This is a genomic window from Salinimicrobium oceani (assembly GCF_012037645.1).
The window spans coordinates 1-360 of record NZ_JAAVJR010001095.1 but is presented as its reverse complement, the minus strand read 5'-3'; the positions used below and the strand labels follow the sequence as shown (position 1 = coordinate 360).

Sequence of the window (360 nt, the reverse complement as noted above, 5' to 3'; positions counted from 1 at the left end):
ATTTACCAAAAACATCACCCAAATTACGTCGCAGGCAGATATTATTATTATTGCTGTAGGTATTCCAAACTTCCTTAAAGCCGAAATGGTCAAGGACGACGCCGTAGTAATTGATGTGGGAATCACTCGCGTGCCCGATGATAGTAAGCCAAAAGGTTACAGGATCACAGGAGACGTTGATTTTGAAAATGTCTCTAAAAAAGCGAGTTATATAACCCCAGTCCCCGGTGGAGTAGGTCCAATGACTATCGCGATGCTTCTCAAAAACACCTTGTTAGCAAGAGAAACTCACCGCACCAGGGAGAAAGAGTTGAAAAATTAATCTATGAATTTAGCTGCCTGGCCTCATCTATTTTCCAG

General features: G+C 42.2%; 1 pseudogene. It reads left to right on the top strand.

The features are described from left to right. A pseudogene (locus tag HC175_RS20945) lies at positions 1–322 on the top strand (bifunctional 5,10-methylene-tetrahydrofolate dehydrogenase/5,10-methylene-tetrahydrofolate cyclohydrolase); the annotation flags it as partial. Positions 323–360 lie beyond the last annotated feature (38 nt).